The organism is Plantimonas leprariae, from assembly GCF_008802405.1.
Lineage (GTDB): Bacteria > Pseudomonadota > Alphaproteobacteria > Rhizobiales > Rhizobiaceae > Plantimonas > Plantimonas leprariae.
On record NZ_VZDO01000003.1, the window covers coordinates 333,606 to 359,391 of the forward strand.

Annotated in this window: 27 protein-coding genes; 14 read left to right on the top strand and 13 right to left on the bottom strand. The window is 71.7% G+C overall.

The window, feature by feature from the left end:
* Positions 1 to 23: 23 nt before the first annotated feature.
* Together F6X38_RS06220 and F6X38_RS06225 are read right to left on the bottom strand one after the other, a co-directional pair.
* Positions 24 to 449 carry a metallopeptidase family protein gene (locus F6X38_RS06220; RefSeq protein WP_150968732.1) on the bottom strand — a complete coding sequence of 142 codons (426 nt, stop codon included), beginning with the start codon at positions 447 to 449 and terminating at the stop codon, positions 24 to 26.
* Between the two features lie 8 nt (positions 450 to 457).
* The gene (locus F6X38_RS06225; protein WP_150968733.1) at positions 458 to 658 is read right to left on the bottom strand and encodes a hypothetical protein; all 201 of its coding nucleotides are present in this window, start codon (positions 656 to 658) and stop codon (positions 458 to 460) included.
* A 259-nt stretch (positions 659 to 917) separates the two neighbouring features.
* Between F6X38_RS06225 and F6X38_RS23855 the strand changes: the two genes are divergently transcribed.
* The 3 genes from F6X38_RS23855 to F6X38_RS06235 all read left to right on the top strand — a co-directional run bounded on the left by F6X38_RS23855 (position 918) and on the right by F6X38_RS06235 (position 6,998).
* Positions 918 to 1,934 carry a hypothetical protein gene (locus tag F6X38_RS23855; protein WP_246191217.1) on the top strand — a complete coding sequence of 339 codons (1,017 nt, stop codon included), beginning with the start codon at positions 918 to 920 and terminating at the stop codon, positions 1,932 to 1,934.
* Positions 1,858 to 3,396 carry a Y-family DNA polymerase gene (locus F6X38_RS06230; protein WP_246191218.1) on the top strand — a complete coding sequence of 513 codons (1,539 nt, stop codon included), beginning with the start codon at positions 1,858 to 1,860 and terminating at the stop codon, positions 3,394 to 3,396. The genes F6X38_RS23855 and F6X38_RS06230 overlap by 77 nt, the downstream gene beginning before the upstream one ends.
* Positions 3,397 to 3,482: 86 nt before the next feature.
* Positions 3,483 to 6,998, top strand: coding sequence for an error-prone DNA polymerase (locus F6X38_RS06235; RefSeq protein ID WP_161992645.1), 3,516 nt, complete (start codon positions 3,483 to 3,485; stop codon positions 6,996 to 6,998).
* On the opposite strand, the gene F6X38_RS06240 is transcribed toward F6X38_RS06235, so the two are convergent.
* The gene (locus F6X38_RS06240) at positions 6,992 to 7,678 is read right to left on the bottom strand and encodes an SH3 domain-containing protein (protein WP_150968735.1); all 687 of its coding nucleotides are present in this window, start codon (positions 7,676 to 7,678) and stop codon (positions 6,992 to 6,994) included. The genes F6X38_RS06235 and F6X38_RS06240 overlap by 7 nt on opposite strands.
* 161 nt (positions 7,679 to 7,839) lie before the next feature.
* Here F6X38_RS06240 and F6X38_RS06245 point away from each other — a divergent pair, with 161 nt between their 5' ends.
* Positions 7,840 to 8,655: a polyphosphate kinase 2 family protein gene (locus F6X38_RS06245; protein WP_150968736.1), complete on the top strand. Its 816-nt coding sequence runs from the start codon at positions 7,840 to 7,842 to the stop codon at positions 8,653 to 8,655.
* A 46-nt stretch (positions 8,656 to 8,701) separates the two neighbouring features.
* Here F6X38_RS06245 and cuyB read toward each other — a convergent pair whose 3' ends face one another.
* From cuyB to F6X38_RS06260, 3 genes are read right to left on the bottom strand one after another with little or no spacing between them, the layout of a single operon-like run.
* Positions 8,702 to 9,400 (bottom strand): cysteate racemase, encoded by a 699-nt coding sequence (cuyB, locus tag F6X38_RS06250; RefSeq protein ID WP_150968737.1) that lies wholly within the window; start codon positions 9,398 to 9,400, stop codon positions 8,702 to 8,704.
* On the bottom strand, positions 9,400 to 10,410 hold the full coding sequence (gene cuyA / locus F6X38_RS06255) for a D-cysteate sulfo-lyase (RefSeq protein ID WP_150968738.1): 1,011 nt from the start codon (positions 10,408 to 10,410) through the stop codon (positions 9,400 to 9,402). Before cuyA ends, cuyB begins: the two co-directional genes overlap by 1 nt.
* A 22-nt stretch (positions 10,411 to 10,432) precedes the next feature.
* Positions 10,433 to 11,761, bottom strand: a complete 1,329-nt coding sequence (locus F6X38_RS06260) for an LLM class flavin-dependent oxidoreductase (protein WP_150968739.1) — start codon at positions 11,759 to 11,761, stop codon at positions 10,433 to 10,435.
* 135 nt (positions 11,762 to 11,896) lie between these two features.
* Between F6X38_RS06260 and F6X38_RS06265 the strand changes: the two genes are divergently transcribed.
* Positions 11,897 to 12,985 (top strand): dipeptidase, encoded by a 1,089-nt coding sequence (locus F6X38_RS06265; RefSeq protein ID WP_150968740.1) that lies wholly within the window; start codon positions 11,897 to 11,899, stop codon positions 12,983 to 12,985.
* Position 12,986: 1 nt separating this feature from the next.
* On the opposite strand, the gene F6X38_RS06270 is transcribed toward F6X38_RS06265, so the two are convergent.
* Complete coding sequence (locus tag F6X38_RS06270) at positions 12,987 to 15,071, bottom strand: nucleoside-diphosphate sugar epimerase/dehydratase (protein ID WP_202617940.1); 2,085 nt, start codon at positions 15,069 to 15,071, stop codon at positions 12,987 to 12,989.
* Positions 15,072 to 15,163: 92 nt separating this feature from the next.
* On the opposite strand from F6X38_RS06270, the gene F6X38_RS06275 reads away from it, so the two are divergent.
* Complete coding sequence (locus F6X38_RS06275) at positions 15,164 to 15,670, top strand: GAF domain-containing protein (protein ID WP_150968741.1); 507 nt, start codon at positions 15,164 to 15,166, stop codon at positions 15,668 to 15,670.
* Here F6X38_RS06275 and F6X38_RS06280 read toward each other — a convergent pair.
* Together F6X38_RS06280 and F6X38_RS23300 are read right to left on the bottom strand one after the other, a co-directional pair.
* Positions 15,667 to 16,953, bottom strand: a complete 1,287-nt coding sequence (locus tag F6X38_RS06280) for an MFS transporter (protein WP_150968742.1) — start codon at positions 16,951 to 16,953, stop codon at positions 15,667 to 15,669. The genes F6X38_RS06275 and F6X38_RS06280 overlap by 4 nt on opposite strands.
* Before the next feature lie 134 nt (positions 16,954 to 17,087).
* Positions 17,088 to 17,294, bottom strand: coding sequence for a hypothetical protein (locus F6X38_RS23300; protein WP_161992642.1), 207 nt, complete (start codon positions 17,292 to 17,294; stop codon positions 17,088 to 17,090).
* A gap of 129 nt (positions 17,295 to 17,423) precedes the next feature.
* Between F6X38_RS23300 and F6X38_RS06290 the strand changes: the two genes are divergently transcribed.
* Positions 17,424 to 17,669 carry a hypothetical protein gene (locus F6X38_RS06290; RefSeq protein ID WP_150968743.1) on the top strand — a complete coding sequence of 82 codons (246 nt, stop codon included), beginning with the start codon at positions 17,424 to 17,426 and terminating at the stop codon, positions 17,667 to 17,669.
* A gap of 4 nt (positions 17,670 to 17,673) precedes the next feature.
* On the opposite strand, the gene F6X38_RS06295 is transcribed toward F6X38_RS06290, so the two are convergent.
* Positions 17,674 to 18,855, bottom strand: a complete 1,182-nt coding sequence (locus F6X38_RS06295) for a DUF3095 family protein (protein ID WP_150968744.1) — start codon at positions 18,853 to 18,855, stop codon at positions 17,674 to 17,676.
* Positions 18,856 to 18,997: 142 nt separating this feature from the next.
* On the opposite strand from F6X38_RS06295, the gene F6X38_RS06300 reads away from it, so the two are divergent.
* On the top strand, positions 18,998 to 19,192 hold the full coding sequence (locus F6X38_RS06300) for a hypothetical protein (protein ID WP_150968745.1): 195 nt from the start codon (positions 18,998 to 19,000) through the stop codon (positions 19,190 to 19,192).
* Between the two features lie 13 nt (positions 19,193 to 19,205).
* Here the strand turns inward: F6X38_RS06300 and F6X38_RS06305 are convergent, their stop codons facing one another.
* Entirely contained in the window at positions 19,206 to 20,240 is a 1,035-nt protein-coding gene (locus F6X38_RS06305; RefSeq protein WP_150968746.1) for a trans-3-hydroxy-L-proline dehydratase, read from the bottom strand.
* Positions 20,241 to 20,322: 82 nt separating this feature from the next.
* On the opposite strand from F6X38_RS06305, the gene F6X38_RS06310 reads away from it, so the two are divergent.
* On the top strand, positions 20,323 to 20,541 hold the full coding sequence (locus F6X38_RS06310; protein ID WP_150968747.1) for a hypothetical protein: 219 nt from the start codon (positions 20,323 to 20,325) through the stop codon (positions 20,539 to 20,541).
* 10 nt (positions 20,542 to 20,551) lie between these two features.
* Here F6X38_RS06310 and F6X38_RS06315 read toward each other — a convergent pair whose 3' ends face one another.
* Positions 20,552 to 20,785, bottom strand: a complete 234-nt coding sequence (locus F6X38_RS06315) for a hypothetical protein (protein WP_150968748.1) — start codon at positions 20,783 to 20,785, stop codon at positions 20,552 to 20,554.
* Between the two features lie 98 nt (positions 20,786 to 20,883).
* On the opposite strand from F6X38_RS06315, the gene F6X38_RS06320 reads away from it, so the two are divergent.
* From F6X38_RS06320 to F6X38_RS06330, 3 genes are all read left to right on the top strand, one after another.
* On the top strand, positions 20,884 to 21,831 hold the full coding sequence (locus F6X38_RS06320) for a LysR substrate-binding domain-containing protein (RefSeq protein WP_150968749.1): 948 nt from the start codon (positions 20,884 to 20,886) through the stop codon (positions 21,829 to 21,831).
* A gap of 51 nt (positions 21,832 to 21,882) precedes the next feature.
* A complete protein-coding gene (locus F6X38_RS06325; protein WP_150968750.1) occupies positions 21,883 to 22,065 on the top strand; it encodes a hypothetical protein in 183 nt (60 codons plus the stop codon).
* Positions 22,066 to 22,126: 61 nt separating this feature from the next.
* Positions 22,127 to 22,384: a DUF2171 domain-containing protein gene (locus F6X38_RS06330; RefSeq protein WP_150968751.1), complete on the top strand. Its 258-nt coding sequence runs from the start codon at positions 22,127 to 22,129 to the stop codon at positions 22,382 to 22,384.
* 10 nt (positions 22,385 to 22,394) lie between these two features.
* Here the strand turns inward: F6X38_RS06330 and F6X38_RS06335 are convergent, their stop codons facing one another.
* On the bottom strand, positions 22,395 to 22,619 hold the full coding sequence (locus tag F6X38_RS06335; RefSeq protein ID WP_150968752.1) for a BrnA antitoxin family protein: 225 nt from the start codon (positions 22,617 to 22,619) through the stop codon (positions 22,395 to 22,397).
* A 102-nt stretch (positions 22,620 to 22,721) separates the two neighbouring features.
* Here F6X38_RS06335 and F6X38_RS06340 point away from each other — a divergent pair, with 102 nt between their 5' ends.
* Positions 22,722 to 23,864: a YihY/virulence factor BrkB family protein gene (locus tag F6X38_RS06340; RefSeq protein ID WP_150968753.1), complete on the top strand. Its 1,143-nt coding sequence runs from the start codon at positions 22,722 to 22,724 to the stop codon at positions 23,862 to 23,864.
* Positions 23,865 to 23,948: 84 nt separating this feature from the next.
* A partial coding sequence (locus F6X38_RS06345; RefSeq protein ID WP_150968754.1) for a hybrid sensor histidine kinase/response regulator occupies positions 23,949 to 25,786 on the top strand: 1,838 nt, incomplete at its 3' end.

The window sequence follows — 25,786 nt, forward strand, 5'->3', positions numbered from 1 at the left end:
GCAGTTTCCAGATGAAAGCAGGGTCAGTCCGCGCTCGCCTCGATCCGCTCCATGTCGTCGTCGCTGAGGCCGAAGTGGTGGCCGATCTCGTGGATCAGGACGTGGGAGACGATCGTGCCGAGCGCTTCCTCGTGCTCGGCCCAGTAGTCGAGGATCGGCCGGCGGTAGAGAAGGATGCGGTTCGGGAACTGTCCGGTCGGGGGCGTGTCCGCGTCCGCCACGGGCCGGCCCTCGAACAGGCCGAGGATGTCGAACTCGGAGTCGAGGTTCATCGCCTCCACCACCTCGTCCTCCGGGAAATCGGCGACGTGGAAGCGGATCTCGCCGGACAATTGCCGGAACTCCTCCGGCAGGCCGGCATAGGCTTCGATCGCGAGCGATTCGATCTCGGCGAGGTCGGGGGCGTGGCGGCGCGCCCAGTCGCCGGTCCGGTCGGATTGCGCCGGCATGGGCCGCCTCAGCCGCCCCCACCGCTTTGCTGGGCGTCGCCCTGCGTCGTCACCCGGCCGCTCGGCGCGCCGGTATTGTTCGTCTGGCCGGCGCCGGAGCCGACCTTGGCCGGCGGCGACTCGCCGTTGCAGGCCCCGAGCGCGAGGCCGCCCGCGAAGGCGGCGAGAAGGGCGAATCTGGCGGCGCGGCGGTGGGTTCCGTTCGGCATTCCGGTCTCGCTGTGAGAGCTGTCGCCGACCAACGAGCGAGGCGGGACGAGGTTGCCTCGCGCGGCGTCACCCAAGCTTTCCACCAGATATCCACCGCCGGTCCACAGGAAAATTTTCCTCTTCCTAGGATCGATTGACTCTTTCCGGACGGTCTGGAAGTTTTAGAACATAACGGGAACAATGATTCTCGTGGGTGTTCCGCGAGAAGGTTTGCTGGCGGCCGTGGCGCGACAGGCGTGCGGCCCCGAGGAGTTTCGCATGTCTGTTTCGTCCGAAGCAAGGACGAAGCGGGCGCAGCCCGGCCGGACTTCTCCGCTGGAAGGGGAACCGGCCACCGCCGTCCTGGCCGGGCTTCGGGCGGCCGTGGCGCGGATCGAGGGCACGCCGCAGCGCTTCAGCGAGAGCACGCCGCAGCGCTTCAGCGAGAGCACGCCGCAGCGCTCCAGCGAGGCTGCGCCGGAGCGCTCCAGCGAGGCTGCGCCGGAGCGCCGGCGGGTGATCGGCGAAGCTGGTGCCGCCGGGAGCGCGCGGCGCGCCGACGTCCTCTCGCTCGGATGCGCCGAGGCGGACAGGGCGCTCGGCGGCGGCTGGCCGCGCGCCGGGCTCGCCGAGCTGCACGGCGACGACACGCAAGGGGTCGGCGCCGCGACCGGCTTCGCGCTGGCGCTCGGCATCCTGTTCGGCGCGAGCCCGGAGCGGCCGCTGATCTGGATCGGCACCACCCTCGCCTTCCGCGAGGCGGGGAAGCTGCACGGCCCCGGCCTCCTCGACATCGGCCTCGACCCGCGCGCCTTCCTTTGCGTCGGCACGAGCCGCCTCGCCGACGCCGTCTGGGCGGCGGAGGAAGCGGCGCGGGCCGGGCTCGCCGCCCTCGCCGTCCTCGAGGTCCGGGGCAATCCTGCGCTGCTCGAACTCGAAGGCACGCGGCGGCTGCACCTGCGCGCGGGCGGCGGCGGCGCGCCGCTCGTGCTGCTGCGCCAGGGCGGCCGGGCGGAAGCCACCGCCGCGCCCCTGCGCCTGCGTGTCGCGGCCGGCCCCTCGCCGTCCCCCAGCACCGGCATTCCCGCCTTCCGCCTCGGCCTCGAGAAGGCGCGGGGGCTGCCACCACAGGAGATCGTCGTCGGATGGAACGTTCATGAGCGCTGTTTCGGACCTCCCCGCCCTTTCGAGCCGCGGCAGCCGGATGCTTTCGTTGTGCTTGCCCCAACTCCCGACCGACCGGATCAGGCGGCGGGAAGCGGGACCCGGCTGGCGCTCGGCCGGCGGGCCTCGTGAGGGCGAGCGGGCGCTCGTGCCGCTCGCCCTCTTCGAGCGGAGCGGCAATGCCGACCGGATCGCCGCGACCTGCGAACTGGCGGCGGCGGCGGGGCTCGGGCCGGGCCTCGGCCTCTCGGAAGCGCGGGCGCGCTTTCCCGGCTTCGACTTCCGCGAGAACGACCCGGCGGCGACCCGCGACCTCCTGGAAGCCCTCGCGGACTGGTGCGACCGCTACACGCCGCTCGTCGCGGTGGAGCCGCCGGACGGGCTGACGCTCGACATCGCCGGCTGCGCCCATCTCTTCGGCGGCGAGAAGGCGCTGCTGGACGACCTGCTGGCCCGCCTCTTCGCCTTCGGCCTCAAAGCGCATGCGAGCGTCGCCGGCGGGGCCGGCACGGCGCGGGCGCTGGCGCGCGGCGGCGCCTCGACAGAGGTGCCCGATGGCGCGGAGGCGCAGGCGGTGGCGGCGCTGCCGCTGGAAGCGCTGCGGCTCGACGCCGAGCTCCTCGCGACGCTGCGCCGGCTCGGCCTCCGGACGGTCGGGCAACTGGCCGAGCAGCCGCGCGCGCCGCTGGCGCGCCGCTTCGGCGAGCCGCTGCTGTTCTCGCTCGACGAGGCGACGGGGCGGCGGAACACGGCGCTGTCGCCGCGCCTGCCGGTCGCCCCGCTCATCGCCGAGCGGCGCTTCGCCGAGCCGCTGGTGCTGGAGGAGGACGTCGGCCGCGTGCTTCTGTTCCTGGCGGGCCGGCTCGAAGGCGACCTCGAACGGCGCGGGGCGGGCGGGCGCTCGTTCGAACTGGCGCTGTTCCGGGTCGACGGCCGTGTCGACCGGGTGCGGGTCGGCACGAGCCGCCCCTTGCGCGCGCCGGACGAGGTCGCCCTCCTGTTCCGCGAGCGCTTCGCGGCGCTGCGCGAGGAACTGGACAGCGGCTTCGGCTACGACCTCATCCGCCTTTCGGTGCCGGTCACGGCGCCGCTCCGGCCGAAGCAGGCGAGCCTCGCGGCGGGGGCCGAGCCCGACCCGGAACGGCTGGCGGCGCTGATCGACCGGCTCGCCGCCCGCCTCGGCGAGGTGAGCGTCACGGCGCTCGGCCCCGTCGACAGCCACTGGCCGGAACGCGCCGAGCGCGCGGTGCCGGCGGTGGCCGCGGGCGGCAGTCGCGCGGCGTGGGGCGGCCGGGTGAGCGCCGCGAACCGTCCGGCCCGGCTCCTCGAGCGGCCGGAACAGGTGCTGATCACCCAGAGCCTGCCGGACGGGCCGCCGCTCAACTTCCGCTGGCGCCGGGCGCTGCATGTCGTCCGGCGCTACGAGGGCCCGGAGCGCATCGCCGCCGAATGGTGGCGGGCGGGCGGCGACGACGTGCCGGCACGCGACTACTACCGGATCGAGGACGAGCGCGGCCGGCGCTACTGGCTGTTCCGCCAGGAGGGCGCGGACGGCTACCGGCCGGACTGGTTCATGCACGGCCTCTTCGCATGAGCGACCGGATGCTGCCGTGAGCGACGGGATGCTGCCGTGAGCGGCGGGGAGCGGACGTGAACGGAGAAAAGCGCTTCCCGCTCGCGCTGGAGCGCGTGCCGCCCTATGCGGAACTGGGCTGCGCCTCGAACTTCTCGTTCCTGCGCGGCGCGTCAAGCCCGGCCGAGCTCGTCGCGGCGGGACGAGCGCTCGGCCTCGCCGGGATCGGCATCGCCGACCGCAACACGCTCGCGGGCGTCGTGCGCGGCTACGAGGCGGCGCGCCTCGCGGGCGTCCGCTTCCGGCCGGGAGCGCGGCTCGTCTTCGCCGACCGCTCGCCGGACGTCCTCGCCTACCCACGCAACCGCGCCGGCTGGGGCCGGCTCTGCCGGCTCCTCAGCCGCGGCAACCTGCGGACGAGCAAGGGCGACTGCCGCCTCCATTTCGACGACCTCCTCGAATGGGGCGAGGACCTGTCGCTGGCCGTGCTCGCCCCGGACGACCTCGCCGACGAGACGCCGCAGGCGGCACGGCGCGCTGCCGCCTTCGCCCGCCGGCTCGCCGCCCTCGGCACGCGCTTTCCCGGCGCGGTGCGCCTCGCCCTCGCCCCCCGCCTCGACGGGCGCGACCGGCGGCGCGGCGAGATGGCGGCGGAGATCGGGCGCCGCGCCGCGACGCCCCTGATGGCGGTCGGCGACGTCCTCTACCACGCGCCGGAGCGCCGCCCGCTGCAGGACGTGGTGACCGCGATCCGCGAGCACGTGACGGTGGCCGAGGCCGGCCATCGCCTCCTGCCGAACGCCGAGCGGCACCTCCGCTCGGCGCGCGAGATGGCGAAGCTCTTCCGCGACTGGCCGCAAGCGCTCGCCGAGACGACCCGCTTCTTCGCCGAGCTCGAATTCGACCTGAAAAGCCTGAAATACGAATACCCGGACGAAATCTCCCGTCTCGACGGCACGCCGGCCGAGGTGCTGCGCCGCATGGCACTAGACGGCGCGCGATGGCGCTACCCGGACGGCGTTCCGGAGGGGCTGATCGAGAAGATCGACTACGAACTGCGGATCATCGGGGACCGCGAATACGAGCCGTACTTCCTCACCGTCCACGCCATAGTGAAGGCGGCCCGGAGGGAGCTGAAGATCCTCTGCCAGGGGCGCGGCTCGGCAGCGAACTCCGTCGTCTGCTTCTGCCTCGGCATCACCGAGGTCTCGCCGGAGCGCACGCAAGGGGGTCTCCTGTTCGAGCGTTTCATCTCGCCGAACCGTAACGAGCCGCCCGATATCGACATCGATTTCGAGCACGAGCGGCGTGACGAGATCATCCAGTGGATTTACGACAAGTACGGGCGGAACAACGCCGCGCTCGCCGCGACCGTCATCACCTATCGCGCCCGGTCCGCCGCGCGAGAGGTCGGCCGCGCCTTCGGCCTGTCGGAGGACGCGGTCTCGGCGCTCTCCGGCTCGGTCTGGGGCTACCATTCGACCGACCTCGGCGAGCGGGAAGCGGCGAACGCGGGCCTCAGCCCCGGCGATCGGACCACAGCGCACGTGCTGCACTTTTCCAGCGAGCTCGCCGGCTTTCCGCGGCACCTGTCGCAGCATGTCGGCGGTTTCGTGCTGACGCGCGGCCGGATCGACGAGGTGGTGCCGGTCCTCAACACCGGCATGAAGGGCCGCACCATCGTCGAATGGGACAAGGACGACCTCGACGAACTCGGCATCCTGAAGATCGACATCCTCGCCCTCGGCATGTTGTCCTGCCTCCGGCGCGGCTTCGATTTCCTCGCGAAGCACTACGGGAAGCACCTCACCCTCGCGAGCCTGTCGATGGCGCAGGACGACAAGCCGACCTACGCGATGACGCAGCGGGCCGACACGCTCGGCACCTTCCAGATCGAATCCCGCGCGCAGATGAGCATGCTGCCGAAGCTCAAGCCGGAGCGGTTCTACGACTTCGTCATCCAGGTCGCCATCGTCCGTCCCGGGCCGATCCAAGGCAACATGGTGCACCCGTATCTCCGCCGCCGGATGGGGCTGGAGCAGCCGGTCTATCCGAAGCCGGAACTGGCGAAGATCCTCGAAAAGACACTCGGCGTGCCGCTGTTTCAGGAACAGGCTATGCAGATCGCGATCACGGCCGCCGGCTTCGAACCCGCCGAGGCCGACGGCCTCCGCCGCGCGATGGCGACCTTCAAGCGCCACGGCAATGTCGGCGACTACGGGCAGCGGATGATCGAGGGCATGGTGGAGCGCGGCTACGAGCGCGACTTCGCCGAGCGCTGCTTCCGGCAGATCGAGGGCTTCGGCGAATACGGCTTCCCGGAATCGCACGCCGCCTCCTTCGCGCTCCTCGTCTACGCCTCCGCCTGGCTGAAATGCCGCTACCCGGACGTGTTCTGCGCCGCCCTGCTCGACGCGCAGCCGATGGGCTTCTACGCCCCGGCCCAGATCGTGCGCGATGCGCGCGAGCACGGCATCGAGGTGCGCCCCGCCGACGTGAACCTGTCCGGCTGGGATTCGAGGCTGGAGAGCCAAGCCTTCGAGCCCGCCGCGGTCGCGCCGCGCCATGCGGAGATGCGGCACGACATCCGCTCGGCAAACGCCGTCCGGCTCGGCTTCAACCGGGTGAAGGGCTTAGCCGAGAACGAGATGCGGCGCATGGTCTGGGTGCGCGAAACCTCCGGCGGCTTCGATTCGGTGCGCGACCTCTGGCTCCGCTCGGGGCTCTCGCGCCGCGCCATCGCCCGGCTGGCCGAGGCCGACGGCTTCGGCTCGCTGGGGCTGACGCGCCGCGAGGCGATGTGGGCGGCGGAAGGCCTCGACCGGGGCTCGGCATCCGAGCACCTGCCGCTGTTCGCCGCGGCCTCGCGCGGCGACCTGCAGCCGGAGCCGGACGCGCACCTGCCGCCGATGCCGCCCGGCGAGGAGGTGATCAACGACTACCGCTTCCTCAGCCTGTCCCTGAAGGCGCATCCCGTGTCCTTCGTGCGCGCCGCCCTCGCCCTCCAGCGCATCGTCCCGAACGCGAGCCTCGACCGGACACGCTCCGGCCGGCGCGTCGCGGTGGCGGGCCTCGTGCTCGTCCGCCAGCGGCCCGGCTCGGCGAAGGGCGTGATCTTCATGACGCTCGAGGACGAGACGGGGATCGCGAACGTCGTGGTCTGGCCGAAGGTGTTCGAGCGCTTCCGCCCGCTGGTGCTCGGCGCGCGTTTCGTGCGGATCAGCGGGCGGGTGCAGGAGGATCGCGGCGTCGTCCACGTCGTGGCGGAGGGCGTCGAGGACCTGACGCATCTCCTGATGCGGATCGCGGTCGGGGCGGATGTCGGGGCCGTCGCCAACGCCACGATGCCGGCCGACCACGTGCGGCACCCGCTCCGCCACAGCCACCCGCGCAACCAGGCGCCGGCCGCCGTGCCGGACGAGGGTCTCAGCGCCGCCGACTTCCTCGCCCGTGCCGACGAGGTGCGCCGGCCGGTCGACGAGGCGCGCCTGCGGGCGCAGCGGCTCGGGCGCCTGCGGCTCGCGGCGCTGGAAGCGAGCCGGGTCGACGTGGTGGCGGCCGGCTTCGAGCCGCCGGACGGCGCGGCGCGCGCCGCCCTGCCGCGCGGCCGGAACTTTCAGTAGTCGTCCGGCCGGAAATCGCCGCCGCCGCCTGGCGGGGGCGGCGGGTATCGACGGACGCCCCGCGGCTCGAAGCGGTCCGGATCGCGGAAGTCGCGGTCACGGTCAAAACCGCGGCCGGGTCCGAAGTCGTCGCCGGGCGGCGGTGGGGGCGGCGGACCGCGCCTGACGACGCGCAGGTCGTCGTCGCCGCGGCGGTCGAAGTCCCGGCCGAACTCGCGGTCGCGGTGCCAGTAGCGCGGCGGCGGTGGCGGAGGCGGCGGCCCGTCGAAGCCGGGCCCGCGGCGGTCGCCGAGATAGCGGTCGTGGTACCACGGCCGGCCGGCATAGTAGCGGCGATGGTAGCTGTAGGGCTCGAAGCCGTAGACCGGCACCCCGATCCTGACCGCGACCTGCGGGATCGGCTCGCGGTAGTAGTCGCGCCCGAGCGTCGCGAGGTAGGCGCCGTGCACCCAGCCGCGCTCGCCGTTCCAGGCGATGTCGCACCAGTTGTAGGCCCGGAGGCAGCCGAAGACGCGCACCCTCTCGCCCGCCGGGATCACCGCGAAGCGCTGGTAGTCGCTAGCTGGACCGGTGCGGATGTTGAGATCGTTGGTCACCACCGCCGGCGTGGCGGCGAAGGCCGCGCCGGAGCCGAGGAGCCCGGCGGCGAGGAGGAGAGGACGAAAGACGCGGCGCAGCATGCGCGAGGCTCCGGCTGGATCGCGGCGGGTTCGCCCGCCGCGTTCGATGCGTGAGGAGATAGGCCGCGCCGACTGAACGGCATCTGAACGCCTTTCGCGCCGCGAGGCTTGGCCTCGGCTCCGCCTGCCGCAGATAGGCCGCGACACCGGAGGAAACGCCCATGACGAAGCACGACAAGCCGGAGCGCTTCTCCTTCGCCGATCAGGACTTCGACCGGAAGCTCCCGAAGGACGAGGACTACGACGAGCGCCTCGCCGACCTGCAGCGGACGCTGGTGGCGATCGAGCAGGCCTATCTCGGCAGCGAGCATTCGGCCGCGATCGTGTTCGAGGGCTGGGACGCGGCCGGCAAGGGCGGCACGATCCGGCGCATCTCCGCGGTTCTCGATCCGCGCGGCTTCAAGGTCTGGCCGATCGCCGCGCCGACGCCGGAGGAGCTGAAGCGGCACTACCTGTCGCGCTTCTGGCAGCGCCTGCCGGGCAAGGGCGAGATCGCCGTCTTCGACCGCTCCTGGTACGGGCGGGTCCTCGTCGAGCGGGTGGAAGGCTATGCGGAGAAGCCGGCCTGGAAGCGGGCGTTCGGCGAGATCGTCGAGTTCGAGAAGACGCTGGTCGATTCGGGCACCCGCGTCGTGAAGATCTTCCTCGCGATCGACCGCGAGGAGCAGCTGAAGCGCTTCGCCAAGCGCATGGACGACCCCCTGAAGCGTTGGAAGCTCTCGGCCGACGACTTCCGCAACCGCGACAAGTGGGACCTCTACATCGACGCCGCCGAGGAGATGATCGCGAAGACCTCGACGGAAAACGCGCCCTGGCGCGTCGTCGCCTCGAACCACAAGAAGTACAGCCGCGTCACGGCGATCCAGCACATCGTCGACCATCTCTCGGCCGGGATCGACCTGACCCCGCGGCCCCTGCCCGACGCGGTGCGCGAGGTGGCCGAGAAGGTCATCGCCGAGGAAGGGATCGAGGTTTGAGAGTGGCCCGGATGTTTCACGTGAAACATTTCCTTGACCGCATACCTCAGTCGGGAAGCGTCGCCTCCCGGATCACCGCGGCGACCAGGGTGTCGAGCGTGTCGAGCACCGGGACGCCCGCGTCCGGCGGCGGCGGCATCGACAGTTCCGTGCAGGCGACGAGCAGCGCGTCGACGCCCTCGCCTGCGAGACCCCGCGCGACGCCGGCATAGGCCTCGCGCTCGGCTTCGCCCGCTCCCGCGCCCTTCACGGCGCGGATCACCCGCTCCAGCGCCGCTTCGCCGGCGGCGTCCGGATGCACGACGGCGACGCCGGCCGCCTGGAACCGCCGGTCGAGGAGCCCGACTTTTCTGAGCGCCGGCGAGGCGAGGAGGCCGACCCGCTTCGCCGGCGCCCGGCCGCCGGCCAGCACCGCCAGCGTCTCGCCGAGCATGTCGAGCACCGGCACGGGCGAGGCTGCGCGGACGGCATCCAGATAGTGATGCGCGGTGTTGCAGGGGATTGCGAGGAAATCCGCTCCCGCGCGCGCGAGACCCCGCGCCATCGCCTCCAGCACCGGAGCCGGGTCCTCGCCGTCGCCTTCGAGGATCGCCCGGAGTCGCGAGGGGATCTTCGGGTTGTTGTCGACGAGCATCCGCAGGTGGTCGCGGTCGTCCGCCGCCGGGGTGGCGGCGACGATCCGGCGCATGAACTCCACCGTCGCCGCCGGCCCCATGCCGCCGACGATGCCCACCGTCCGCGCCATCACGCGTAGCCGGGAAGGCCGAACGCGTCCGGATAGCCGGCGAGGCCCTGCGCGCCGCCGGTATGGAGGAACACGACGTCGGAATCCTTCGGGAAGTGCCCCTTCCCGACGAGGTCGATCAGCCCGGCCATGCCCTTGCCGGAATAGACCGGGTCGAGCAGCACCCCTTCGAGGCGAGCCAAGAGCTTCACCGCCTCGACCATGCCCTCCGTCGGCACGCCGTAGCCGGCTCCGACATAGTCGCAGTTCGCCTCGATCGCCTCGCGCGCGACGATCGCGCCGAGTCCCATATGCTCGGCCGTGCGGTTGGCGAGCGCGAAGACGCTGGCTTCCTGCCTGTCCTTCGGGGCGCGCACGCCGATGCCGAGGAGGCGGATGTCGCTGCGAAGCATGGCAAGGCCCGCGGCGAGCCCGGCTTGCGTGCCGGCGCTGCCCGTCGCGTGGACGAGATGGTCGATCGCGAGCCCCTGCGCCGTCGCCTGCGCCACGAGCTCCAGCGCCGCGTTGCTGTAGCCGAGCGCGCCGACCGGGTTCGAGCCGCCGCCCGGGATGACGTAGGGCTTCGCGCCCTTCGCCCGAAGCTGCGCCGCCAGCGCCTCCATCTCGGCGGCCATGTCCGCACCGTTCGGGCGCATCGAGATCGTCGCGCCGAACAGCCGGTCGAGGAGGACGTTGCCGTTGAGGAGATAGGCCTCGTCCTCGGACTCCGTCCGGTTCTCGAGGAGGAGACGGCATGCGAGGCCGAGCTTCGCCGCGGCGGCCGCCGTCTGCCGCGCGTGGTTCGACTGCACCGCGCCCTGCGTCACCACCGTGTCCGCGCCCTCGGCCAGCGCATCGGCCATCAAGTATTCGAGCTTGCGCGTCTTGTTGCCGCCGCCGGCGAGGCCCGTCGCGTCGTCGCGCTTGATCCAGAGACGCGGGCCGCCGAGGTGGCGGCTGAGGCGCTCCATCGGCTCCAGCGGCGTCGGAAGATGCGCGAAGCGCAGGCGCGGGAAACGGGCGAGAACCATGCGGGAGGTCGTTCCTGAACTTTCAGCGGAAGAAGCGGTTGGCCGGGCGCGGCAGGCCGAGATGATCGCGCAGTGTCGTGCCCTCGTAGGCGCGGCGGAAGATGCCGCGCCGCTGCAGTTCCGGCACGACCTTGTCGACGAAGTCGTCGAGCCCTTCCGGCAGGTAGGGGAACATGACGTTGAAGCCGTCCGACGCTTCCGTCTCCAGCCATTCCTCCATGCCGTCGGCAATGGTCTCCGGCGTTCCGACGAAGGAAAGGCCGCCATAGCCGCCGAGCCGGTTGGCGAGCTCGCGGACGGTGAGGTTCTCGCGGCGGCCGAGCGCGATCGCCCGCTCGCGACCGCTCTTCGAATCGTTGGTCTCGGGGATGTCGTCCGGAAGCGGCGCATCCGGGTCGAAGCGGCCGGCGTCGGTCCCGAGCATGATCGACAGCGAGGCCATGGCGTTCGCCTGCGGCACCAGCGCATCGAGCCGGGCGCGCTTCTCGCGCGCCGCCTCCACCGTGCCGCCGACTACCACGAAGGCGCCGGGCAGGATCTTCAGGTGCTCCGGGTTCCGGCCCGCGGCGGCGGTCCGTGCCTTCACGTCGCGGAAGAAGCTTTGCCCGTCCTCGAGGTTGCCGGGCGCGGCGAAGATCACCTCCGCCGTTTCCGCCGCGAGCTGCCGGCCGGCCTCCGACGCGCCGGCCTGGACGATCACCGGCCAGCCCTGCACCGGCCGGGCGATGTTGAGCGGTCCCCTGACCTTGTAGAACTCGCCGCGGTGGTCGAGGGCGCGCATTCGGTCAGGGTCGAGATAGGTGCCGGTGCCCGCATCGCGCGGGAAGGCGTCGTCGGCGAAGCTATCCCAGAGGCCCGTCACCACGTCGAAGAACTCGCGCGCTCGGCGGTAGCGCTCGTCGTGGTCGAGATGCTCCTCCAGCCCGAAATTGAGAGCGGCGTCCGGGTTCGAGGTGGTGACGATGTTCCAGCCGGCACGGCCGTTCGAGATGTGGTCGAGGGAGGCGAAGCGCCGGGCGACGTGGAACGGCGCGTCGAACGAGGTCGAGCCGGTGGCGACAAGGCCGATCCGCTCGGTGACGGCGGCGAGCGCCGAGAGCAGCGTGAACGGCTCGAACGAGGTGACGGTATGGCTGTGCCGCAGCGCATCGCGCGACATGTTGAGGACCGCGAGATGGTCGGCCATGAAGAAGGCGTCGAAGCAGCCCTCCTCCAGCTTGAGGGCCAGGCGCTTGAGGCGCGGCCAGTTGAAGTTGGCGTCGACCCAAGCGCCCGGCCAGCGCCAGGCGCCGGTATGGATGCTGACGGGCCGCATGAAGGCCCCGAGCTTCAACTGCTTGCGCGCCGCCATCGGTGCCGCTCCTTGCCGCCGGCGGGCGGATATGCGCCTCGTTTGCCGCCCTTGCAACCGCGCCCGGGCGGCTTGGCAAGGCGGGGCGCGGGCCTGTAACCGGGTCGCGACAGCAACCGGGGAGCCTTGGATCCGATGTCCCGCACCGAAACCGCCCCGCGATCCGAGTCCTCGATCCCGGTCTTCGACGGCCACAACGACACGCTCCTGCGGCTTTGGGCCGACCCGACCGGCCAGGCCGCCGAATTCTTCTTTGCCGGTGGCGCGGGCGGCCATATCGACGCGGCATCGGCGAAAGCCGGCGGGCTGGCGGGCGGCCTCTTCGCGATCTTCCCGCCCTCGCCGCGCGACCAGTCGCTGTCGGACGCGATGCGGATCGCGCCCTACGACCTGCCGCTCCCCGCGCCGCTGACTCAAAGCGGCGCCGCGAGCGACACCGTCGCGATGGCCGCGATCCTGTTCCGGCTCGAAGCGCGCTCGAAGGGCGCGCTCCGCGTCTGCCGCACGGTCGCGGCGATCGAGGCGGCGATGGCGGCCGGGGCTCTCGCGACCGTTCTCCACATCGAGGGGGCGGAGGCGATCGACGCCGACCTCGCGATGCTCGACGTCTTGCACGCCGCGGGCCTGCGCTCGCTCGGCCCGGTCTGGAGCCGGCCGAATTGGTTCGGCCACGGCGTGCCGATGCGGTATCCCTCTTCGCCCGATACCGGCGACGGGCTGACGGAAGCGGGCCGGCGGCTGGTCCGGCGCTGCAACGAGCTGCGCATCCTCGTCGACCTGTCGCATCTCAACGAGGCCGGGTTCGGCGACGTGGCGCGGCTCTCCGACGCGCCGCTCGTCGCCACCCATTCCAACGCCCACGCGATCTGCCCGGTGAGCCGCAACCTCACCGACCGGCAACTCGCCGTCATCCGCGATTCCGGCGGCCTCGTCGGCCTCAACTTCGCCACCGCCTTCCTGCGGCCGGACGGACAGATGGACGAGGATACGGGCCTCGACGTGATGGTCCGCCATCTCGACCACCTCCTCGAACATCTCGGCGAGGGCGGCGTCGCGCTGGGCTCGGATTTCGACGGCGCGATGATCCCGCGTGGCATCGGCTCGGCGGCAGGCCTACCGGCGCTGCTCGATGTGATGCTCGGCGCCGGCTACGGGCGCGAGCTCGTCGAGCGGATCGCCTGGCGCAACTGGCTGGACGTCCTTCGCCGCACCTGGGGCGGATAGTTCAAGGTGCTTCCTCGGCCGCCGGCACGGCGAGGAGGCGCGGCGGCGCGGGGCGCTCGCTTCGCATGCGCTCCAGCGTTTCCGGCCCCGGCACGAAATCGGGCACGGTGGACTGGAGGAGGCGCAGCGCGCCGGCGACGTCGTTCGCCTCGATCAGGCGCCGCATCTCGTCGAGGATCCGCGCCATGACGCCGTATTCGATGGCGCGGGGCGAGGCGGCGAGGATGCCGGCGGCATCGGTCTGCGCCAGCGTCTCGCGCGCGTCGAACAGCTCCTCGTAGAGCTTCTCACCGGGACGAAGGCCGGTATAGACGATCCGGACGTCCACCTCGGGCCGGAGGCCCGACAGGCGGATGAGGTTGCGGGCGAGATCGACGATCTTCACCGGCGTTCCCATGTCGAGCACGAAGATGCGCCCGCGCTCGCCCGGCCGGCGCAGCGAGTGCGCCGCCGCCTGCAGGACGAGGAGGCAGGCCTCCGGGATCGTCATGAAGTAGCGCTCGATCGCCGGATGGGTGACGGTGAGCGGGCCGCCGGCCTTGATCTGCCGCTCGAACAGCGGCACCACCGAGCCGGCCGAGCCGAGGACGTTGCCGAAGCGCACCGTCACGAAGCGGGTGCCGCTCTCGCCGGCGGCGGCGCCGAGATCGAGCCCCTGGCAGACCATCTCGGCCATGCGCTTCGTCGCGCCCATGACGTTGGCGGGGTTCACCGCCTTGTCGGTGGAAACGAGGATCATCGCCGCGACGCCGGCGCGTGCCGCGGCTTCCGCGACGTTGCGGGTGCCGAGCGCGTTGGTGGCGATGCCCTCCAGCGGGTGGGACTCGACGATCGGCACGTGCTTCAGCGCGGCGGCGTGGAAGAGGACGTTCGGCGTGTGGGCGGCGATCGCCCGGGCGACGACCTCGCGCTCGCGCACGTTGCAGAGCACCGCCTCCACCGCGAGGTCGGGATAGGCGGTGCGCAGCTCGCTCTCGATCGAGTAGAGCAGGTATTCGGAGGCGTCGAGGAGCACCAGCCGGCGGGGCCGCAGCACCGCCACCTGCCGGGCGAGCTCGGAGCCGATCGAGCCGCCGCCGCCGGTGATCAGCACCACCCGGTCCTCGATCATCGCCGCGATCTCGGCGGCGTCGAGCCGGAGCGCCGGGCGCTGCAGCAGGTCCTCCAGCCGGACGGGCTGGAGCTGGATCTCGTGATCGAGGCCGCGCATCTCGGAAAGGTCCGGCAGGCGCAGGAGCTGGAGATGCTCGCGGTTCGCCGCTTCCACCAGTTCCTCGATGCTGGCGTGCCGGTCGTAGTCGTCGCGGGTGCGCGTCAGGATCAGCAGGTCCGGCCGCCGGTCGCGCTCGGCGAAGCGCTCGACGAGCTGCGGCAGCTTGTCGAGCGTGCCGAGCACCGGCACGTCCTGGATGAAGCGGCCCACCCGCCGGCCGCGCTCATCGATGATGCCGAGGATGTTGTAGCCCGAGCCGCCCCGCTCCGAGCGCATCTTCAGGAAAAGGTCGGCATTGTCGCCCGCCCCGACGAGGAGGACGTTGCGGACGCCGGCGCCGGTCTCGCCGTGGTAGCGCCGCGCGTCGCGGCGGTCGCGGTAGATGCGGTAGAGCAGCCGCGGCGCGGCGAGGAGGATGATCAGGAACGCCCAGACGATGACGATCGAGGAGCGCGGGATCGCCTCGAGGCGCACGAGGAGGAAGTGCGCGACGATGAACACGGCGACCGACAGGCTGGCGGTCTTCACGATCGCGAGGAGGTCGGAGAGCGAGGCGTAGCGCCAGACGCCGCGGTTCATGCCGAGAACCAGGCCGACCAGGGCGACGAGAAGGCCGAAGGCGGGTGCGGCCGCGAGATAGGCCCAGAGGTTGGCTTCGAACATCGCCCAGTCGACGCGCAGCGCCAGCGACAGGATGAAGGCGGCGGCGCCCATGACGGTGTCGTGCACCAGCGCGAGGCTGCGCGAGAACACCATCCGCTTGAGCTGGCCGAACTGCATCCGCCCCTCCAGCGTCGGTTGCGCGGAGCGGGCGAGGAGGCCGCCGGCCGCGAGGGTCGAGGATGCTCTAGAACGAAGCCGGACGCCGTTCAACCGCGCGTCGGGGTGCGACCGGCCTCCGTCGCGCTCGGACGCGGGTTCTGCTAGGGCTCCCGCCGCCGCATCAGATACGCGAGGCCGCCCCTATGTTCGCTCCCGCCACGATCGAGGCCCGATCGAAGCCCGAACTCTATCGCGAGCTCGCCCTGCAGCTTCGCGGCCTCGTGGAGGACGAGCGCGATCCGGTCGCCAACATGGCGAATGCGAGCGCGCTTCTCTGGGGCGCGCTGCCGGACCTCAACTGGGCGGGGTTCTACGTGCTGCGAAGCGTCGGCGAGCTGGTGGTCGGACCGTTCCAGGGCAAGCCCGCCTGCACGCGCATCCCGGTCGGGCGCGGGGTCTGCGGCACGGCGGTGGCGGAGGCGCGCTCGATCGTGGTCGAGGACGTCCATAGCTTTCCGGGGCATATCGCCTGCGACGCGGCGTCCCGCTCGGAACTGGTGGTGCCGGTGCGCGCGGAAGGCCGCATCGTCGGGGTGATCGATCTCGACAGCCCCGTCCCGGCGCGGTTCGACGCCGAGGATCGGGACGGTATCGAGCGGATCGCGGCGATCCTCGGGGACGCCTGCGACTGGGCGCCGCCGGCCCGCTAGTGACGGCCTTCGAGGGTGCGGGCGCGACGGAGCTCGGGGAACATCCAGGCCCATAGCGCCGCGACGCCGACGGTCGCCATGCCGCCGAGCGCGACGGCCGGCACCGCGCCGATCCAAGACGCCATCAGGCCGGCGCGGAACTCGCCGAGCTCGTTCGACGCGCCGACGAATACCGAGTTCACGGCGTTGACCCGGCCGCGCACGTCGTCCGGCGTCCAGAGCTGCATCAGCGTCTCGCGGACGTAGACGCTGATCATGTCCGCCCCGCCCATGACGGCGAGCGCCCCGATCGACAGCCAGGGCATCGCGGACAGGCCGAAGACGGTGGTGAAGGCGCCGAACACCGCGACGAAGCCGAACATGATCAGGCCCGCATGGTCGCGGATCGGATGCCGGGTCAGCCAGATCACCGTCAGAACCGCCCCGACGCCGGGCGCGGCGCGGAGCAGGCCGAGGCCCCAGGGGCCGACATGGAGGATGTCGCTCGCATAGACCGGCATCAGCGCCACCGCGCCGCCGAGGAGCACGGCGAAGAGGTCGAGCGAGATCGCGCCGAGCACCACCTTCTCGCCCCAGATGAAGCCGAAGCCCGCCGCCATGCTCTGGAGGCTGGCGGGCTCGGCCGCGCGGCTCCGCTCGGCGGGCGCCGGGATCGACAGGACGAGCACGGCGGCGAGCGCGAAGAGCACCGCGCCGATCGAGTAGGCGAGATAGGCCGAGACGCCGTAGAGGAGGCCGCCGGCGACGGGGCCGAGAACCGAGGCGATCTGCCAGGACGACGAGTTCCAGGCGATCGCGCCGGCGAGCTGCTCCTTGCCGACGAGGTTGACGACGAGCGACGAGCTCGCCGGTCCAAAGAAGGCCCTGGCGACGCCGATCACCGCCAGCACCGCGAAGATCGGGACCGGCGAGGCGAGGCCGTGCCAAGTGAGGAGGAGAAGCGCCGCCACTGCGCCGGCCTCGACGATCGCGGCGATCCCCATGATCAGGCGGCGCGGATAGCGGTCGGCCGCCGCGCCGGTGACGAGCACCAAGACGAGCGAGGGCAGGAACTGGCTCAAGCCCACGAGGCCGAGGATGAGGGGATCGCGGGTCAGGGCGTAGACCTGCCAGCCGACCGAGACGGCGACGATCTGCGTCGCGAAGGCCCCGGCGAAGCGCGCCAGCCAGTAGCGCAGGAACCGGTCGTTGCGGAACACCGCGAAGCGGTCCTCGACGGGCGGCACCACGGGCGATGGCGCTTCGCTTTGCGCGGAAGCGCCGTTCGCGTCTTCGATCGCCATCGGAAACCTTGAGCTGCGACGGGCCGCGGGGGTGGCGCGGCCCTTGGGTCCGCATCCTTCGGGAACGGCTCGTTCCGGATGGATGCGGGAAAAGCGGGGGTGGTGCCGCTCTTAGCGCCGCGGAAACGCCGGCGTCAATCGCCGGTGGAGGGCTCGATCGTGCCGTCCAGCTTCTGCCGCTGCGCCTCGGCGTCGACCTCGCCGCGGTCGTTGCCGCGCTCGGCGATCACCCGCTCGGCCTCGTTCAACGGGATGTCGTGCTTGGCGGCGAGTTCCTGCGCGTCGGGGTCCGGCGCGCCGCCGGCGCCTTCCGCCGCGGGCTTGATCGGGATGTCGCTCATGTCTCGCTCCTCGCTTGCGTTCCCGCCTCAACGGCCGGGCGGCGGAAAGGTGCCCGGCAAAGAAACGGTCGGCGGAACGAAGCCGCGCCGCCCCGTCTTTCCCGCGGGAACCGCACGAAGGAGACGCCCATGAGCCCGCGCGAGCAGGACGAGCAGCCGACCCGGCCGACGCCGGCGATCCCCGGCATGACCCGCGACGAGTCCCGCGTCGTCGAGGGCGACGCGCCGGACGAGGCGGGCGAGGACGAGGACAGCGGCGACCCGATGGCGCCGTTCGACGCCGAGGACGGCGTCATCGGCGTCGCGGACGACGAGACCGTCGGGGTCGACGAGGACGACGACGGGGAACGGGACCGGGGCGCGACCGAAGCCTGACCGGTCAGGCGAGGGCGGCCTGGCTCTGCCGCTTCAGCGCCCGCGCCGCGAAGGCGTAGCCGCCCGCCGCGCCATCGACGAAATGCACGTGGTCGCTCGCGGTCGGCGAGGGCACGAAGCAGGTCAGCACCGCCGCCTCCTGCCGGTGCGTGCCGTAGCGGATGCGGCCCTTGGCGCGCTCGGCGGCGAGGAAGCGCTCGATCTCGTCGGCGGTCCTGGCGCTGCAATCGATGGTCATGCGCAGGCCGTCGTCGAACTTGCGGAAGTCGGTGTTGCGGACGAGGTCGGTCAGGTAGCGCTTCGGATCGAAGCCGCCGACGCTCAGGCCGGAACGGAAGATCAGGTTGGACAGCGCGCCGAAGAGATCGGATTTCGCGAGCGCGCCGACGCTGCGCCGGCCGGCTCTGGCGGCGGCGGTCTTCCGCGCCATCAGGAACTTCGCCAGCGACCATTCCACCCGCGGCGCGCCGTCCCGGACGGGCCGGAGATCCGCTTCGCGCCGCATCGCGAGGGCGAGGAGTTCGGTCGCGACCGCGGCGAAGCCGGCGGCCTCGTCGGCTCCGGCCGGGACCACGATCACCGACAGGATGACGCCGTTCTTCGCCGGGAACTCGGCGAAGCGGCAGTGGAGGCCCGACAGGTCGAGGGGCACCGGCTCGGCTGGCGCGTCCACCCGGTACTCGCCGGCCTTCATCCGCTCCTCCGCCCAGGCGAGGCCGCCGCCGGCGAACATCGCGTAGGCGAGGGTCGGCGTCACGGCGAAGCGCGCGAGCAGGAGCTCGCGCCTGGCCGCACGGATCGCGGCGACCGGAACCGCCGCGGCGCGGAGTTCCAGGTCCAGCTCGCGCCGGGCCCAGGCGACCGTCGCGCCGAGCAGCCGCCGGCCGGCCGCCTCGTGCTCGCGCTCCACCACGAAGCTCGCGCCATCGCCGCCGAACGAGAAGGCGGCCGCGTCCTTCGGCAGGGCGTTGCCGACGGCGGCGATCACCGCCGCCGCGGCGACGTTGACCTCGGCATAGCGGCCCCGCTCGATCGCGCCGGTGGAATCGACGACGTCGGCGAGAAACAGCACCGCGCCGTCCGGCACGGGCCGGTAGCGCTCGATCGCGGCGAGGTCCTGGAACTCCTCCACCGGATCGAGGCCGGCATAGAAGCCCGCCGTCCGTTCCGCCGCCTTTCCCGGCATCGCATCCTCCACCAGCGTTCCACCGGCAAGGTTACGTCATCCGCGCCGGTTCCACCCCCCTAAAAACTCCCTGAGCCATCACAATTTCGACTCGGGACTCTGGTTATCGGAAGCAGGGACGCGAGAAACCACGAGACTTGCGATGAGCGAGCAGGCGTTGAGCGAAGGCGCGAAGGCTTTCAAGAGCGGCGTCCACCGGACCGCGAACCCGTTCGATCCCAGCAGCGAGGACTGGATGTGCTGGCGCGACGGTTTCGATCAGGCGAAGGCCGTCGCCGAGCGGGTGGCGGGAACCGTACCGGCGATGCCGGCCGTCGCGGCGATCGCCGCCGACTAAGGCGCGGGGCGCTTCACCCGAGGTTCGGCCAGGTGTCGGCGATGCGGTAGCCCGCCGGCCACGGATCGTCCGGGTCGAGCATGAGCTGGCTGGTGCCGGTGATCCAGGCGCGGCCCGAGATTTCCGGCAGGACGGCGGGCCGCCCGGCGACCGTGGTCTCGCCGAGGATGCGGCAGCGGAATTCCGAGCCGGTGATCGAGCGCCCGACGAAGGTCTCGCCGAGGCCGAGCTCGCCCCGCGCCCGCAGCACCGCCATCCTCGCCGAGCAGCCGGTGCCGGTCGGCGAGCGGTCGAGCTTGCCCGGCCGGATCGCCACCGTGTTCAGGCCGGCGAGCGTGCCGTCCGCCGCGCGCTCCACGGGCGCGGTGAACTGGCAGAACGAGATGTGGTCCCAGCCTTCGTTCTCCGGGTGGCGGAAGCCGAGCTGCTCGTTCGCGGCCGCGGTGATCCGGACGCCGGTTTCGGCGAGTTCTCGCGCCTCGTCGGGCCGGATCGCGAAGCCGAGCGCGCCGGCGTCGACGAGAACGAAGCTGTCGCCGCCGTAGGCCGTATCGACGGTGAGCGTGCCGAATCCTGTGACCTCCAGCGTCGCGCCCAACCGGTCGGCGAAGGCGGGAACGTTCTCGACGGCGATGCGGACCGCCTTGCCGGCGCGGCATTCGGCCCGGATCCGCACGAGACCTCCGGGCGCTTCGAGCGTGAAACGGGTTTCGGGTTCGTGCATCGGCACGATGCCGGTGTCGAGCAGCACGGTCGCAACGCAGATCGAGTTCGAGCCGGACATCGGCGGCGTGTCGGCCGGCTCCATGATGATGAAGGCGGCGGCCGCGTCGGGGTGCTTCGGCGGCACGAGCAGGTTCACGTGCCGGAAGACGCCGCCGCGCGGCTCGTTCAGGACGAAGTTGCGCAGGGTCTCGTCGGCCGCGACGAAGCGCGACTGCTCCCATACCGACCCGCCCGGCGGCGGGGAAACGCCGCCGACGATCACGTCACCGACCTCCCCTTCCGCATGGCAGCCGACCACGTGGATCGTCTTCGTCGAGCGCATGCCCCGCCTCCCGCTGCTGCCGTCCGCTGGAACGCGAAGGCCCCGGCCGGCTTAACCTTCGCAAACGCGAGGAGGAAGAGCCGTGTCCGATCCGAAGACCGCATCCGGCGGCCAGCAGCCGTCGAAATCCGTCAGCCCCGAGGAAAGCGGGCATCGCGTCATCAGCCCGTCCGCGGCCGACGGCAAGGAGGGGACGAAGCGCGACGTGCCCGAGCCGCCGGAATACGGCGAGACGATCGACGCGCTCGACGCGGTGCCGTCCGACGTCGAGCCTGACACCGCGGGGCGGAAACCCGCCTGATCCGAGGTGGTTACAGGACGGCACGCGGCGGCAGCGCGCAGCGCCGCGCCTCCCGCCGGGCCCCCGTGTCGCGGCCGTCCCGGCAGCCGATGTCGGCGAGGAGCCAGTCGGACAGATTCTCCTCGCGCAAGGTCGGAAGCCGACGCTTCGCACGGAGCGGCTGAACGAGGACGCTCCAGGCGATCCCGGCCGCCGCGAGAGCCGCGGGCGCGAGGCTGTGCTGGACGTGGTGCAGGAAAGGCATCGGAAGTCTCCGAAGGTCGATTGTCGTTGCCGCTTCGATCCCACGTCCGGCCCTTGCCGCGCCAACCGGTTTTCCGGCATGATGCATAAGGAGACCTTATGCATCGCGATTTGCCGCCCCTTGCCGCCCTCCGCGTCTTCGAAGCGGCCGCCCGGCACCTGAGCTTCACCAAGGCCGCGGCCGAGCTCGGCATGACGCAGGCCGCCGTCAGCTATCAGGTGAAGCTCCTGGAGGAGCGGCTCGGCGCCGCGCTGTTCCTGCGCGGCCGCAGGCGGCTGGAACTGTCGGACACGGGGGCGGCGCTCGCCCGACCGGCGACGGAAGCGCTGGACCTCATGGCCGCCGGCTGGTCGGCGGCGCGCGGCCGCACCGGCGGGACCCTGTCGCTCAACGTCATCCCGAGCTTCGCGGCGTCCTGGCTGGCGCGCCATCTCGGCGAGTTCCAGCTCGCGAACCCCGACCTTGCCGTGCGCGTCGCGAGCTCGCAGGAGATGGCCGACTTCGATCGCGAGGACATCGACTTCGCGGTCCGGACCGGACAGGGCGACTGGCCGGGGCTGACCGCGCATTTCCTGTTCGACGCCGCCTTCACGCCGCTGCTGAGCCCGAAGCTCCTGGAGCGCATCGGCGGCCTCGCGACGCCGGCCGACCTCGCCCGCTGCCCGATGCTCGACCCGACCGACCCGTGGTGGGACGCTTGGTTCCGCGCGGTCGGGGTCGAGCGGCCGCCATCGGCCGGCCGGGCAGCGACGACGCTCGGCGCGCAACACCTCGAAGCGGTCGCGGCCGTCGCCGGACACGGCGCGGCGATGCTGACGCCGTTCTTCTGGCGGGCGGAACTGGCGGACGGCCGGCTGGTGCAGCCCTTCGACTTCGTCTGCCGGGGCGAGCGGGCCTACTGGCTCTGCTACCCGACGAGCCGGCGCAATCTCCCGAAGGTGCGGGCTTTCCGCGACTGGCTGCTGGGCCATTTTCCGGTGGAAGACCGGGACCGATCGACGGAATCGGCGGCGGGTCCGTCGACCCCGTCGTTAAAGGCGGGTTAACTTCGCCGGCGAATCTGGCATGATGGACGGCACGAGCGGCGGGAGGCGGACATGGGTTACGCAGCCTATCATGCGACGGACGACGACCTCCTCGACCTCGCCGTCGACGAGGCGACGCGAGGCGCCGGCGGCGACCTGCACGCCGCGATCCTCCGGCTCGTCCGCCGCCAGCACCACGCGGAGACCGAGGTCGAGCCGACCGCACCGCCGGCGGAGAGCGACCGGGCGGCCTGACCCTCGCATCCCGCAAGCGCCTTCGCGCGTTCCCGTCGTCCAACATGGATGGAGACGGGACATGTCGAACGCGGAAGGCATCAAGGAACATATGGAAGTCGTCGGGGCCGACGGCGTCCATGTCGGCACCGTCGACCGGGTCGAGGGCGAGCGCATCAAGCTGACCAAGAAGGACAGCGGCGAGGGCTCGCACAAGGGCCATCACCACTACATCCCGCTCGCCCTCGTGGCCGAGGTCGAAGGCGACCGGGTGCGCCTCGCCGCCAACGGCGACGTGGCGGTGAGCTTCGAGGAAGAGGAAACCGCGAAGCCGATCTGAGCAAGCGGCGTCAGTCGAGGCCGGCGGCCTTCCTGAGCGCCGCGTTGATCCGCTCCTGCCAGCCGGGGCCGTCGTCTTGGAACTTGTGGAGGACGTCCTGGTCGAGGCGGAGCGTCACCGCTTCCTTGACGCCGGGAACGACGGCCGGTCGGGCCTCGGGTGCGCGCTGCGGCGCGGTCGCCTTGCGGAAGGCGGCCTCGGCCGCGTCGCGCGGGTTGGTGGGTCGTCGCGTCATGCTTTTTCCTTTCGCCGGCTCCGTTTTGCCGTTCCCGGCGGTTCTGCCTCTTCACGTCGCCGCTAACTAGTCCTGATCGGAAGGCGCGAAGGAAGACGGCGAATGCGGAATCGATCCTATCGGAACGGCAGGATTTCGAGCGGGCTCGTCGCGCTCCTGTCCGGCGGCGCCCTCGCCTTCGCCGGCTTCGCGGCGGGCCGCGCCGCAGGTCCGGCGGATGACGGCCGCGGCGACCCGGCCGAGCGGCCCTGGCGGCCGGACGGGCCGGGCGACGATGCGCACGCCTCGCCGGCCGCCGCGGCCGACGGGCGCGGCCGGGCGGCGAGGAAGCCGACCGAGGTGCCGGCCGCCGGCTGGAAGGACATCGCCTTCCGGACCTTTGCCGAGTTCGGCAAGGACCGGCTGATGCTCGTCGCGGCGGGCCTCACCTTCTACGCTCTCCTGGCATTGTTTCCGGCGATCACCGCGCTGATCTCGATCTACGGCCTCTTCACCGACGCGAGCCATGTCGGCGAACAGGTGCGCTCGCTCTCCGGCGTCCTGCCGGGCGGCGCGCTCGACATCATCGGCGACCAGATGGCCCGCACGACGCAGCACAGCGACGCCAAGCTCGGCTTCGGCACGATCTTCGGCCTGGGGTTGGCGCTCTGGAGCGCGAACAAGGGGATGAAGTCGCTCTTCGACGCCCTGAACATCGTCTACGAGGAGGACGAGAAGCGCGGCTTCGTCCGCCTCAACCTCGTGACGCTCGGCTGCACGCTCGGCACGCTGATCGTGCTGCTTCTCGCCATCGCCGCGGTGGTGGCGCTGCCGGTCGCGCTCGACTTCGTCGGCCTCGGCGGCCTGGAGACCTGGCTCCTCCTCTTGCGCTGGCCGGTGCTGCTGGTTCTCGTCGCGGCGGGCCTGTCGGTGCTCTACCGGCTCGGGCCCAGCCGCGCGGCCGCGAAGTGGAACTGGATCACGCCCGGCGGCGCGGTGGCCGCCGTGCTCTGGGTCGGCTTCTCGGTCCTGTTCTCGTGGTACGTTCAGAGCTTCGGCGACTACGACGAGACCTACGGCTCGCTGGGCGCCGCGATCGGCTTCATGACCTGGATCTGGATCTCCTCGATCGTGGTCCTGCTCGGAGCCGAGCTCAACGCCGAGATGGAGCACCAGACGGCACGCGACACCACGACGAAACCCGAGCGGCCGATGGGCGAGCGCGGCGCGGTGATGGCGGACACGCTCGGCGAGGCGAAGGGCTGACGGCCTTCGCAAAAGGCGGGCGCCGCCTCCGGCATCTGCTATAGGAATCGGTGATTCGCGCCGCCGTCGACGCCGAGGAGCCCGATGCCTGATCCCCTGTCGTTTCTCGCCGGCGGCGGTGAAGCGGCCCGCATGATCCGCGAGCGCGACTGGTCCGGGCATCCGCTCGGCAGGCCCGAGACCTGGCCGGACGCCTTCCGGTCGGCGCTGAGCCTCGTGCTCAACTCGCCGGAATCGATGATCCTCGCCTGGGGGCCGGACTTAAGCTTCTTCTTCAACGACACCTACTTCCCGCTGCTCGGGCCGCGGCTGCCCTGGGCGATGGGCGAGCGGTTCGACAAGGTCTGGGCGGACGGCTGGGAACAGGCGAAGCCCATCATCGACGCGGCCTTCGCGGGGGAAAGCCGCCGCTTCGTCGACCTGCCCTGGAAGCTCGGCACCGACCGGGGCGCGGCCGACACCTGGTGGTCGTTCTCCTATTCGCGCGTGCTTGGCCCCGACGGCGAGGTCGCGGGCCTGTTCATCTTCACCAACGAGACCACCGACCGCGTCCTCGGCGAGGCGGCGCTGCGGGACAGCCGACAGCGGCTGGAAGCCGCGATGGCGGAGCTGGGCGAGCTGAACGCCACGCTGACGACCCAGGTCGAGGAGCGCACGCGCGACCGCAACAGCCTCTGGGAGCTCTCCTCCGACATCATGCTGCGCTGCGGCTTCGACGGCCGCATCCTGGCGGTGAACCCGGCCTGGACCGACGTCCTCGGCTGGCGCGAGGACGAGCTGATCGGGCACACCGTCTTCGAGTTCGTCCACCCGGACGACCTCGATCGGACGGAAGAGGGCGCGGAAGCCTCCTCGACCGGACACGCCTATCGCCGCTTCGACAACCGCTACCGCCACAAGGACGGCTCCTGGCGCTGGATCAGCTGGTCGACGGTGCCGGACGAGAACGCGATCAACGCGGTCGGCCGCGACTCGACGCAGGAGCGCGCCGCCACGCAGGAGCGCGACCGGACCTGGGCGCTGTCGCCCGTCCTGAAGATGGTGGTCGGCGGCGACGGCACCGTGCTCACCGTCAATCCCGGCTTCACCAAGGCGCTCGGCTGGACGGCGGAGGACGCCGTCGGGCGGCCGGTCACGGCCCTGATGCCGCCGGACGAGCGGGACGCGAGCGCCGACCGCCGCGCCCGCCTCGCCGCTGGCGAGACGCTCGGCGAGTACCGGATCACGCTCCTCGCCAAGGACGGCAGCCGGCGTCGCATCGCCTGGACGACGGTGTTCGAGAACGGCGTCATCTTCGCCTTCGGGCGCGACGTGACGGTCGAGATCGAGCAGGCCGAAGCTCTCGCCCGCTCGGAGGAGCAGTTGCGTCAATCGCAGAAGATGGAGGCTGTGGGGCAGTTGACGGGTGGTCTGGCGCACGACTTCAACAACCTCCTGGCGGGGATCTCGGGCTCGCTGGAGCTGATGGAGGCGCGGATCGCGCAGGGGCGCGTCGCCGAACTCGATCGCTACATCGCGGCGGCCGGCGGCGCGGCGCGGCGGGCGGCGGCCCTGACGCACCGGCTGCTGGCGTTCTCGCGGCGCCAGACGCTGGACCCCAAGCCCACCGACGTGAACCGCCTCGTCGCCGGCATGGAGGAGCTGGTGCGCCGCACCGTCGGGCCGCAGATCGCGCTCGACACTGCGGCCGAGCCGGCGCTCTGGCCGACGCTGGTCGACCCGAACCAGCTGGAGAACGCCCTTCTCAACCTCTGCATCAACGCCAGAGACGCCATGCCGGACGGCGGCCGCCTCCTGATCGAGACCACGAACCGCCGGCTCGACCCGCGCGCCTCGACCGAGCGCGACATGGCGCCCGGCGAGTACGTGGTGATGGCGGTGTCGGACAACGGCACCGGCATGACGCCGGAGGTGGTGGAGCG

What these genes read in the sequence shown, in the direction of transcription:
- F6X38_RS06220 (WP_150968732.1), bottom strand. Translation starts at nt 449, where the DNA reads ATGCCGGCGCAATCCGACCGGACCGGCGACTGGGCGCGCCGCCACGCC.
- F6X38_RS06265 (WP_150968740.1), top strand. Translation starts at nt 11,897, where the DNA reads ATGTCCCGCACCGAAACCGCCCCGCGATCCGAGTCCTCGATCCCGGTC.
- F6X38_RS06305 (WP_150968746.1), bottom strand. Translation starts at nt 20,240, where the DNA reads ATGCGCTCGACGAAGACGATCCACGTGGTCGGCTGCCATGCGGAAGGG.
- F6X38_RS06275 (WP_150968741.1), top strand. Translation starts at nt 15,164, where the DNA reads ATGTTCGCTCCCGCCACGATCGAGGCCCGATCGAAGCCCGAACTCTAT.
- cuyA (WP_150968738.1), bottom strand. Translation starts at nt 10,410, where the DNA reads ATGGTTCTCGCCCGTTTCCCGCGCCTGCGCTTCGCGCATCTTCCGACG.
- F6X38_RS06240 (WP_150968735.1), bottom strand. Translation starts at nt 7,678, where the DNA reads ATGCTGCGCCGCGTCTTTCGTCCTCTCCTCCTCGCCGCCGGGCTCCTC.
- F6X38_RS06340 (WP_150968753.1), top strand. Translation starts at nt 22,722, where the DNA reads ATGCGGAATCGATCCTATCGGAACGGCAGGATTTCGAGCGGGCTCGTC.
- F6X38_RS06325 (WP_150968750.1), top strand. Translation starts at nt 21,883, where the DNA reads ATGGGTTACGCAGCCTATCATGCGACGGACGACGACCTCCTCGACCTC.
- F6X38_RS06295 (WP_150968744.1), bottom strand. Translation starts at nt 18,855, where the DNA reads ATGCCGGGAAAGGCGGCGGAACGGACGGCGGGCTTCTATGCCGGCCTC.
- F6X38_RS06315 (WP_150968748.1), bottom strand. Translation starts at nt 20,785, where the DNA reads ATGCCTTTCCTGCACCACGTCCAGCACAGCCTCGCGCCCGCGGCTCTC.
- F6X38_RS23300 (WP_161992642.1), bottom strand. Translation starts at nt 17,294, where the DNA reads ATGAGCGACATCCCGATCAAGCCCGCGGCGGAAGGCGCCGGCGGCGCG.
- F6X38_RS06330 (WP_150968751.1), top strand. Translation starts at nt 22,127, where the DNA reads ATGTCGAACGCGGAAGGCATCAAGGAACATATGGAAGTCGTCGGGGCC.
- F6X38_RS06300 (WP_150968745.1), top strand. Translation starts at nt 18,998, where the DNA reads ATGAGCGAGCAGGCGTTGAGCGAAGGCGCGAAGGCTTTCAAGAGCGGC.
- F6X38_RS06280 (WP_150968742.1), bottom strand. Translation starts at nt 16,953, where the DNA reads ATGGCGATCGAAGACGCGAACGGCGCTTCCGCGCAAAGCGAAGCGCCA.
- F6X38_RS06290 (WP_150968743.1), top strand. Translation starts at nt 17,424, where the DNA reads ATGAGCCCGCGCGAGCAGGACGAGCAGCCGACCCGGCCGACGCCGGCG.
- F6X38_RS06260 (WP_150968739.1), bottom strand. Translation starts at nt 11,761, where the DNA reads ATGGCGGCGCGCAAGCAGTTGAAGCTCGGGGCCTTCATGCGGCCCGTC.
- cuyB (WP_150968737.1), bottom strand. Translation starts at nt 9,400, where the DNA reads ATGGCGCGGACGGTGGGCATCGTCGGCGGCATGGGGCCGGCGGCGACG.
- F6X38_RS06335 (WP_150968752.1), bottom strand. Translation starts at nt 22,619, where the DNA reads ATGACGCGACGACCCACCAACCCGCGCGACGCGGCCGAGGCCGCCTTC.
- F6X38_RS06225 (WP_150968733.1), bottom strand. Translation starts at nt 658, where the DNA reads ATGCCGAACGGAACCCACCGCCGCGCCGCCAGATTCGCCCTTCTCGCC.
- F6X38_RS06320 (WP_150968749.1), top strand. Translation starts at nt 20,884, where the DNA reads ATGCATCGCGATTTGCCGCCCCTTGCCGCCCTCCGCGTCTTCGAAGCG.
- F6X38_RS06245 (WP_150968736.1), top strand. Translation starts at nt 7,840, where the DNA reads ATGACGAAGCACGACAAGCCGGAGCGCTTCTCCTTCGCCGATCAGGAC.
- F6X38_RS23855 (WP_246191217.1), top strand. Translation starts at nt 918, where the DNA reads ATGTCTGTTTCGTCCGAAGCAAGGACGAAGCGGGCGCAGCCCGGCCGG.